The organism is Sinomonas sp. G460-2 (genome assembly GCF_047759905.1).
Classification (GTDB): domain Bacteria; phylum Actinomycetota; class Actinomycetes; order Actinomycetales; family Micrococcaceae; genus Sinomonas.
Map to the genome: position 1 here is coordinate 1 of NZ_JBKZWT010000131.1, position 9,486 is coordinate 9,486.

Here is a 9,486-nt window from a genome sequence, read left to right on the forward strand (position 1 = left end):
GCGACGAGGTCCGCGATGTGGCGCCGGAGCTGCTCGAACAAGGGGGCCGAGAGGCCCTGATCGGGCCGCCACGCGCCCGGGAAGTCCGCATCCTGCATGGGCACCAGAGTAGCCCGGCCGGGCCCCCCGCCACACGGGATCCCGCAGGCCTACACTGGCCGCATGACGAGCCTCATCCACGATCTTGCGCACGTCACGGTTCGGCAGGTCGCAGTGGGAGACATGGACAACAACGTCTACCTCATCACCGCGAAGGCCTCCGGGGCACAGGTGCTCATCGACGCCGCCGACGATCTTCCGGCCCTCCAGGCACTTCTCGCCGAAGGCGCGGCCGACTCCGGGGCGCCCACGAAGCTCGAGCTCATCGCGACGACGCACCAGCACTGGGATCACGTCCGCGCGCTCGAGGGGCTCGTCGAAGCGACCGGCGCGCGCACGGCCGCCGGGCGTCAGGATGTCTCCGGCATCCCCGTTCCAGTCGACGTCGTCCTCGACCACGGCGACGTCTACACGTGCGGTGAAGTATCCGCCGGCGCGCAAGAGCACGGCGGCTTCGACCTCACCGCGGTGCACCTCCGCGGCCACACCCCGGGCTCGATCGCCTACGTCCTCAAGGACGACGACGGCCCTCACCTCATCTTCTCCGGTGACTCGCTGTTCCCCGGCGGCGTGGGCAACACGCAGAAAGACCCCGACCGCTTCCATCTCCTCATCGGCGACGTCATCACGCGCCTCTTCGACGTGTACCCCGACGACGCCGTGGTCTACCCGGGCCACGGCAGGCCGACGACGCTCGGCGCAGAGAGGCCTCACCTCGACGACTGGCGCGCGCGGGGCTGGTAGGGCCACCGTTCGACCGCTAGACGGCCTCGGGCTTGCGGCCCACGCAGAAGATGCGCCGGAACGGGAACACGGTTCCGTGCTCCGCCGCCGGGTACGCGTCGAGCAGGAGCTGGTTGTACTGCTCCTCGAACTGGGCGCCCTCCTGCGGCGAGAGCGCGTCGAGGACCGGACGCAGGGTCGTGCCGCGGACCCAGTTGAGCACGGGGTCCTCCCCCGTGAGGAGCTGGAGGTAGGTGGTCTCCCACACGTCCGCCTCCCAGCCGGCCGAGAGCATGAGCTGCAGATAGTCGGAGGGCTCGCCGACCGCGTCGCTGTGCCGCAGGACGCCCCGCAGCTCGCGCTCCCACTGGGACGACTCCGCAAGCTCGCGGAGGAGCGTGTGCGAGGGCGCGCCGAAGTTCCCCGGAATCTGGACCGCGAGCCACGCGCCCGGCGCCAGCTGCTCGAGCCACCTGCCGATGAGCGCCTGGTGACCCGGCACCCACTGGAGCGCCGCGTTCGAAACGAGGACGTCGACGTCGTCCGCGGGCTCCCAGCCCACGATCTCGCCGAGCCGGAAGCTCAGGCGGGGCCTGCCTGGCGTCGTGCGATCCGCCGCGGCGATCATGTCCGGCGAGCTGTCAATCCCCTCCACGGCGGCGTCCGGCCAGCGGTCCGCGAGCGCCGCGGTGAGCGTCCCCGGGCCGCAGCCCAGGTCCACGACGTGCTGGGGCGACTCGGCACCGATGCGGGACGTGAGATCGAAGAACGGCCGGCCCCGGTGGTCGCCGAAGCGGACGTAGAGGGCAGGGTCCCACGTGGGCGAAGCGCTCATGGCTCCACGCTAGTGCGGATAGGCTGAAGCCGCCATGAGACTCGACCAGCTCCTCCCCGACCGCGGCGGCAACGCCGACACCACTGCGCTTCCGGACGCCGTCTACGAGGCGTTCGTGGGGTGGGCCGAGGGCCGGGGCCTCTCGCTCTACCCGGCGCAGGACGAGGCCGTCATGGAGCTCGTCGAGGGCAACAACGTGATCCTTGCGACCCCCACGGGCTCGGGGAAGTCGCTCGTGGCGATCGCCGCCCACTTCCACGGCCTCGCGACGGGCCAGCGCAGCTACTACACCGCACCCATCAAGGCGCTCGTCTCCGAGAAGTTCTTTGCCCTGTGCGAGATCTTCGGTGCGGAGAACGTGGGCATGGTCACGGGCGATTCGTCCGTCAACGGGCAGGCCCCGATCATCTGCTGCACGGCGGAGATCCTCGCGAATCACGCGCTCCGGGAAGGCTCCGCGGCGGAACTCGGCCCGGTGGTCATGGACGAATTCCATTTCTACTCCGACCCCCAGCGCGGCTGGGCGTGGCAGGTCCCCCTGCTCGAGCTCCCGCAGGCGCAGTTCCTCCTCATGAGCGCGACCCTCGGCGATGTGAGCCGCTTCGAGACGGAGCTCACCGAGCGCACGGGGCGGACGACGACGACCGTCGCCGGGGCGGAACGGCCCATCCCGCTGCACTACTACTACGAGGAGAAGCCCGTCCACGAGACGCTCGAGGAACTGCTCGCAACGAAGCAGGCCCCCGTGTACGTGGTCCACTTCAGCCAGCTCGAGGCCATCGAGCGCGCCCAGCAGCTCATGAGCGTCAACATGTGCACGCGCGAGGAGAAGGATCGTATCGCCGAGCTCATCGGGCGCTTCCGGTTCGCGGCTGGCTTCGGGAAGACGCTCAACCGCCTGGTGCGCCACGGCATCGGCGTGCACCACGCGGGCATGCTGCCCAAGTACCGGCGCCTCGTCGAGCAGCTCGCCCAAGCCGGGCTCCTCAAGGTGATCTGCGGGACGGACACGCTCGGCGTGGGCATCAACGTGCCGATCCGCACCGTGCTGCTCACGGCCCTCACGAAGTACGACGGCCAGCGGACGCGGCACCTCAACGCGCGCGAGTTCCACCAGATCGCGGGCCGAGCCGGGCGGGCCGGCTTCGACACTGCGGGAACCGTGGTGGTGCAGGCACCCGAGCACGTCGTCGAGAACAATCGGGCCATGGAGAAGGCGCGCGCGAAATTCGGCGACGACGCGCGCAAGCTCCGCCAGGTCGTCAAGAAGAAGCCGCCCGAAGGCTTCGTCTCATGGGGGAAGCCCACGTTCGAGCGGCTCGTCGAGGCCTCGCCCGAGCCTCTGACCTCGAGCTTCTCCGTGACCCACGCGATGCTCCTCAACCTCGTGGCGCGGCCCGGCAATCCGGTCGCCGCGGCGCGCCGCCTGCTCGAGGAGAACCACGAGACGCGCACGGCGCAGCTGCGGCTCATGCGCCGCGCGCTCGGGATCCTCCGCGAGCTGCTCGCGGCCGGCGTCGTCGAACGCATCCCGGCGGGCGAGCTCAGCGCGGAGGACCGCGCGACGGGACGCACGCTGCGCCTCACTGTCGACCTCCAGGAGAACTTCGCGCTCAACCAGCCGCTCTCCCCCTTCGCGCTCGCCGCACTCGACCTGCTCGGGCCGGAGACGCCGTCGTACGCGCTCGACGTCGTCTCCGTCATCGAGGCGACCCTCGAGAAGCCCCGCCAGATCCTCTCGGCCCAGCTCAAGCGCGCCCGCGCGGACGCCGTCTCCGCGATGAAGGCGGACGGCCTCGAGTACACGGAGCGGATGGCGCTCCTCGACGACGTCACGTACGCCGAGCCGCTCAAGGAGCTCCTCGACGCCGCATTCGAGCAGTACCGCAAGCACGCGCCGTGGGTCTCCGACTTCGAACTCGCCCCCAAGTCCGTGGTCCGGGACATGTACGAGCGCGCCATGGACTTCGGCGAGTTCGTCCAGTTCTACGGGCTGGCCCGCAGCGAGGGCATCGTGCTCCGATACCTCACCGACGCCTACAAGGCCCTGAACCAGACCGTGCCCCAGGACGCGCTCCGGGAGGACCTCGAGGACCTCATTGCGTGGCTCGGCGAGTTGGTCCGTCAGGTCGACTCGAGCCTCCTCGACGAGTGGGAGGAGCTCACGAGCGGCCACGAGCTGCACCGCCACGACGCGCCGCCGCCCCCGCCGCCCGCGCTCACGTCAAACGTCCGGGCCTTCCGGGTCATGGTCCGCAACGAGCTGTTCCGGCGCGTCGAGCTGTTCGCCGACGAGGACTCGAAGGCGCTCGCCGAGCTCGACGGCGAGGCTGGCTTCGGCGAGGAGGCGTGGGAGGACGCGCTCGACGGCTACTTCGACGAGCACGAGGACATCGGCACGGGCCCCGACGCGCGCGGGCCGCAGCTCCTCATCATCGAGGAGGGGCCCGGTGTGTGGCACGTGCGGCAGATCTTCGATGACCCTGCGGGGAACCGGGACTGGGGCTTCTCCGCGGACGTGGACCTCGCCGCGAGCGACGAGGCGGGCAGCGCCGTGATCCGGCTGACGAAGCTTGGACGTCTCGGTGGCTAGGTTAGAAGCATGAGCCTCCTCCCCGACCGCACCCGCTCCGCCGGCCTCCGGACTGATTCCTCCCGCCCGCCCGCCGCCGGCCTCCGGACTGATTCTTCCCGCCCGCCCGCCGCCGGCCTCCGGCCGGCTACCCCTGACGACGTCCCCTCGATCCTCGAGCTCATCCACGAGCTGGCCATCTACGAGCGCGAGCCGGACGCCGTCAAGACCACCGCTCCTGTGCTCGCGGAGCAGCTCTTCGGCGACAGCCCGGCAATCTTCGCGCACGTGGTCGAGGACGGTGACGGGGTCATGGGGTTCGCGCTCTGGTTCCTCAACTACTCGACATGGGAAGGCACCCACGGGATCTACCTCGAGGATCTCTACGTGCGCCCCGAGGCGCGCGGCCGCGGCTACGGGAAGGCGCTCCTCGCGGAACTCGCGCGCATCGCCGTCGAACGCGGCTACGCGCGCGTCGAATGGAGCGTGCTCAAGTGGAACGAACCCTCGATCGGCTTCTACAGGAGCATCGGCGCCGCGCCACTCGAGGAGTGGGACACCTTCCGCCTGACCGGCAGCGCGCTCGCGGACTTTGGGGCTCCCGAGTGAGCACGGCGCAAGCCTCACGACATCGCGTCGTGGGCGCGCACGCCTTTCGGGGACTCCGCACCACGGAGCACGTCTTCACGGTCCCGCTCGACCACGGGAATCCCGGCGGCGAGCAGATCGAGGTCTTCGCGCGCGAATACGTCTCCGCGGCCCACCCGGCCGAGGTCGCCGGACGGCTCCCCTGGCTCGTGTTCCTGCAGGGCGGCCCGGGTGGCCGCGGGGCGCGCGTCACCTCGCTGTCCGGATGGATGAAGGAGGCCGCGAAGGACTTCCGCATCCTCATGCTCGACCAGCGCGGCACCGGTCTCTCCACGCCGGCCGACCGCTCGACGCTTCCGCTCCGCGGCGGCCCAGCCGAGCAGGCCGCGTATCTGAGCCACTTCCGGGCCGACTCGATCGTGCTCGACTGCGAGGCAATCCGGCGCGCCCTCAGCTCCGGCCCGTGGACCGTCTACGGGCAGAGCTTCGGCGGCTTCTGCGCACTCACGTACCTCTCGCTAGCGCCCCACGGGCTGCGCGAGGCGCTCATCACGGGAGGGCTCGCGCCGCTCGACGGCCCCGCCGAGCGCGTCTACCGCGCAACGTACGCGAGGCTCGCCGCCCGCAACGCCGAGTATTTCGCGTGGTACCCCGACGACCGGGCGCGCGTGACCGAGATCGTCGAGCACCTCCGCGCGACCGACGAGCGGCTCCCCGACGGGAGCCGTTTGAGCCCCGAACGCTTCCAGCTCGTGGGGAACTTCCTCGGGGGCAACACGCGCGTCGATTCGCTGCATTACCTGCTTGAGGACGCGTTCACCCGCGGCGCTGACGGCACCCGGCTCTCGGACAGCTTCCTCGCCCAGGTCCACGCGAGCGTCACGCGAGCGCCCAACCCGCTGTACGCAGTGCTGCACGAGTCGATCTACGCTCAGGGCGAGGCCAGCGGATGGGCCGCGTGGCGCGTCCTCGACGAGCGCCCCGATTTCCGGCCCGATGCCGCGGAGCCGCTCCTGCTCGGAGAGATGGTGTGCCCGTGGCTCTTCGAGCAGGACCCCGCGCTCGCGCCGCTGGCCGAGACCGCGCACGCGCTCGCCGAGAAGTCGGACTGGGGATCGCTCTACGATGCGGGCCGGCTCGCGGAAAACTCCGTCCCGGTCGCCGCGGCGGTGTACCGCGACGACATCTATGTGGACCGCGACCTCTCGCTCGAGACGGCGGCGCGCGTCCGCGGGCTTCGCGTGTGGGAGACGGCGGACTTCCACCACGACGGCATCACGGACGACGGCGAGGGCATCTTCGCAAGGCTCCTCGCCATGGTGCGCGAGGACTGACCCCGTTCAAGGGTCACCTAACGCGGGTGTCACCCACGGGAGGTGACCCCTAGATGATGAGGCACCCACCGTAGGTGACTCCTGAACGGGCTCAGGCGTGTCCGGCCGCCTGCATCTGGCGCAGTTCCTTCTTGAGGTCAGCGACCTCGTCGCGCAGCCGCGCCGCGAGCTCGAACTGCAGCTCGGCGGCCGCGCCGTGCATCTGCTCGGTGAGCTGCTCGATGAGGCCCACGAGGTCCTCGGCGGGAGCCGCGGCGAGCCCGTCCCTGCGCAGCTCGGCCGCGGCCTTGTCCGTCGAGTCGCCCGAGCCACGGCGCTTGCCGCCCTTCGCGAGGCGGTTGTTCTCGAGCAGCGCGCGCGTGTCCTGGTCCTCCCGCGCGAGCTGGTCGGTGATGTCCGCGATGCGCTTGCGCAGGGGCTGCGGGTCGATGCCCCTCTCGCGGTTGAACGCCATCTGGATCTCTCGACGGCGGTTCGTCTCGTCGATTGCCTGGGCCATCGAGTCCGTGATCTTGTCTGCGTACATGTGCACTTGGCCGGACACGTTGCGGGCCGCGCGGCCGATCGTCTGGATGAGCGAGGTCGACGAGCGCAGGAAGCCTTCCTTGTCGGCGTCGAGGATGCTCACGAGCGAGACCTCGGGCAGGTCAAGACCCTCGCGCAGGAGGTTGATGCCCACGAGCACGTCGAACACGCCGAGCCGGAGCTCGCGGAGGAGTTCGACGCGTCGCAGGGTGTCGACGTCCGAGTGGAGGTACTGGACCTTGACGCCGTGGCCCATGAGGTAGTCGGTGAGATCCTCGGCCATGCGCTTCGTGAGCGTCGTGACGAGCACGCGCTCGTCTCGGGACACGCGGTCCCGGATCTCCCCCAGCAGATCGTCGATCTGGCCCTTCGTCGGCTTGACGACGACCTCGGGGTCCACGAGTCCGGTGGGTCGGATGATCTGCTGCACGACGCCGTCGGCCTTGCCGAGCTCGTACTTGCCGGGCGTCGCGGAGAGGTAGACCGTCTGGCCGATCCGCTCGAGGAACTCGTCCCACTTGAGCGGGCGGTTGTCCATCGCGGACGGCAGTCGGAAGCCGTGCTCCACGAGCGTGCGCTTGCGGGACATGTCGCCCTCGTACATCGACCCGATCTGCGGGACGGTCACGTGGGACTCGTCGATCACGAGCAGGAAGTCGTCCGGGAAGTAGTCGATGAGGCAGTGCGGCGCAGATCCCGCCTCGCGGCCGTCGATGTGCCGCGAATAGTTCTCGATGCCCGAGCAGAAGCCCATCTGCTGCATCATCTCGAGGTCGTAGGTGGTCCGCATGCGGAGTCGCTGCGCCTCGACGAGCTTGTTCTGCGACTCGAGCGACTTGAGCCGCTCCGCAAGCTCGTCCTCGATCGCGGTGATCGCACGGTTCATCCGCTCGGGGCCGGCCACGTAGTGCGAGGCGGGGAAGACGTACATCTCCGTCTCCTCGCGGATCACCTCGCCCGTGACCGGGTGGAGAGTGTGGACGCTCTCCACCTCGTCGCCGAAGAACTCGATGCGCAGCGCGAGCTCCTCGTACATCGGGATGATCTCGACCGTGTCCCCCCGCACGCGGAACGTGCCGCGGTGGAAGTCCATGTCGTTCCGGACGTACTGCATCGCGACGAATTGCCGCAGGAGCGCGTCGCGGTCCAGCTCCATGCCCTTGCGCAGCGTGACCATGCCCGCGACGTACTCCTCCGGCGTGCCGAGGCCGTAGATGCATGAGACCGTCGCGACGACGATCACGTCGCGGCGCGTCAAGAGCGAATTGGTGGCCGAGTGGCGCAGCCGCTCGACCTCCTCGTTGATCGAGGAATCCTTCTCGATGAACGTATCGGTCTGCGGGACGTACGCCTCGGGCTGGTAGTAGTCGTAGTACGAGACGAAGTATTCGACGGCGTTGTTCGGCAGCAGCTCGCGGAACTCGTTGGCGAGCTGCGCCGCGAGCGTCTTGTTCTGCACGAGCACGAGCGTGGGGCGCTGGAGCTTCTCGATGACCCACGCCGTCGTCGCGCTCTTGCCGGTGCCGGTGGCACCGAGGAGCACCACGTCCTTCTCCCCGTTCTGGATTCGCTCGGCGATCTCGGCGATGGCCGTCGGCTGATCGCCCGCGGGCTGATACTCGCTGACGACCTCGAAGGGCGCGACGACGCGGTTGATCTCCTGCGCAAGGCTCATGAACCCAATCTACGCCGGGCAGCGGACAGATCGTGTCCGCATTCGCTTCGGGCTAATCGGCGTCCGGGGCCGCGCTCGAGCGTGCCGCGGCGGGGGCGAGGACGTCGCGCCAGAGGCGGTCGACGGCGGCGCGCAGCTCCTCGAGCGTGCCCGCGTTCTCGACCACCTGGTCCGCGACGGCGAGGCGTTCCTCGCGCGTTGCCTGGGCCGCCATGCGCGCGCGGGCCTGCTCCTCGCTCAGGCCGTTGCGCTCCTCGAGGCGGCGAATGCGCACCTCGTCCGGAGCGTCCACCACGATCACGACATCGAAGCTCGCGGCCTGGCCCGTCTCGACGAGCAGCGGGATGTCCTGGACCACGACCGCTCCGTCCGGGGCGGCCGCGGCGATCTCGGCGGCCCTGGCCCGGACCCGCGGGTGGATGATCGAGTTCAACAGCTCGCGTCGCCTCGGGTCGGCGAAGACCACCGCGCCGAGGGCCGCGCGGTCGAGCCCGCCGTCGTCCGCGAGCACCTCCGGCCCGAACGCCTCGGCGACCTCGGCGAGGCCGTCTGTGCCCGGCTCAACGACCTCGCGCGCGAGCACATCGGCGTCCACGAGGATCGCCCCCAGCTCAGCGAGGCGCCGCGACACTTCGGACTTCCCGGACGCAATCCCACCCGTCAGGCCCACTCTCAGCACCCGACCACTGTAGCTGGTTGAACCCACCCGCCCGCCCGCACCTAAGCTGGGTCGGTGACCGAGACCCCCAGCCACGCGCTCCGCTACAGCACGATCGACGGGGAGCACCGGCACGAGCTCGAGATCAAGCGCTCGCGTTTCATCACGGTCCTGCGGCGTGCCGAGACGGAGGACGAGGCCCGCGCCCTCGTCGCCGAGCTGCGACGGGAGTTTCACGACGCGCGGCACCACTGCAGCGCGTTCGTGCTCGGCCCCGACCGGACGGCCCAGCGCAGCAACGACGACGGCGAGCCCTCGGGAACCGCCGGCATTCCCATGCTCGAGGCGTTGCTCAAGGGGGCCACGCTCGACGGCGCCGCCGACCTGAGCGACGTGGCCGCCGTCGTCGTGCGCTACTTCGGTGGGATCCTGCTCGGGGCGGGCGGGCTCGTGCGCGCTTATTCGGAATCGGTCTCG

The 9,486-nt window shown here is 70.0% G+C and carries 8 protein-coding genes; 5 read left to right on the plus strand and 3 right to left on the minus strand.

Annotated elements, in window-relative coordinates:
- Positions 1-162: 162 nt before the first annotated feature.
- A complete protein-coding gene (locus tag ACLN58_RS12895) occupies positions 163-843 on the plus strand; it encodes an MBL fold metallo-hydrolase (RefSeq protein ID WP_415855664.1) in 681 nt (226 codons plus the stop codon).
- Positions 844-859: 16 nt separating this feature from the next.
- Here ACLN58_RS12895 and ACLN58_RS12900 read toward each other — a convergent pair whose 3' ends face one another.
- Complete coding sequence (locus ACLN58_RS12900; RefSeq protein ID WP_415855665.1) at positions 860-1,657, minus strand: trans-aconitate 2-methyltransferase; 798 nt, start codon at positions 1,655-1,657, stop codon at positions 860-862.
- Between the two features lie 34 nt (positions 1,658-1,691).
- Between ACLN58_RS12900 and ACLN58_RS12905 the strand changes: the two genes are divergently transcribed.
- The 3 genes from ACLN58_RS12905 to ACLN58_RS12915 are packed head-to-tail and all read left to right on the plus strand — an operon-like array spanning position 1,692 to position 6,151.
- On the plus strand, positions 1,692-4,250 hold the full coding sequence (locus ACLN58_RS12905) for a DEAD/DEAH box helicase (protein ID WP_415855666.1): 2,559 nt from the start codon (positions 1,692-1,694) through the stop codon (positions 4,248-4,250).
- 9 nt (positions 4,251-4,259) lie between these two features.
- Complete coding sequence (locus ACLN58_RS12910; protein WP_415855667.1) at positions 4,260-4,838, plus strand: GNAT family N-acetyltransferase; 579 nt, start codon at positions 4,260-4,262, stop codon at positions 4,836-4,838.
- On the plus strand, positions 4,835-6,151 hold the full coding sequence (locus tag ACLN58_RS12915) for an alpha/beta fold hydrolase (RefSeq protein WP_415855668.1): 1,317 nt from the start codon (positions 4,835-4,837) through the stop codon (positions 6,149-6,151). Before ACLN58_RS12910 ends, ACLN58_RS12915 begins: the two co-directional genes overlap by 4 nt.
- 91 nt (positions 6,152-6,242) lie before the next feature.
- Here the strand turns inward: ACLN58_RS12915 and uvrB are convergent, their stop codons facing one another.
- Together uvrB and coaE are read right to left on the minus strand one after the other, a co-directional pair.
- Positions 6,243-8,351 (minus strand): excinuclease ABC subunit UvrB, encoded by a 2,109-nt coding sequence (uvrB, locus tag ACLN58_RS12920; RefSeq protein ID WP_415855669.1) that lies wholly within the window; start codon positions 8,349-8,351, stop codon positions 6,243-6,245.
- A gap of 52 nt (positions 8,352-8,403) precedes the next feature.
- On the minus strand, positions 8,404-9,030 hold the full coding sequence (coaE, locus tag ACLN58_RS12925) for a dephospho-CoA kinase (RefSeq protein ID WP_415855670.1): 627 nt from the start codon (positions 9,028-9,030) through the stop codon (positions 8,404-8,406).
- Positions 9,031-9,084: 54 nt separating this feature from the next.
- On the opposite strand from coaE, the gene ACLN58_RS12930 reads away from it, so the two are divergent.
- The coding region (locus ACLN58_RS12930; protein ID WP_415855671.1) for an IMPACT family protein at positions 9,085-9,486 on the plus strand (402 nt) is incomplete at its 3' end.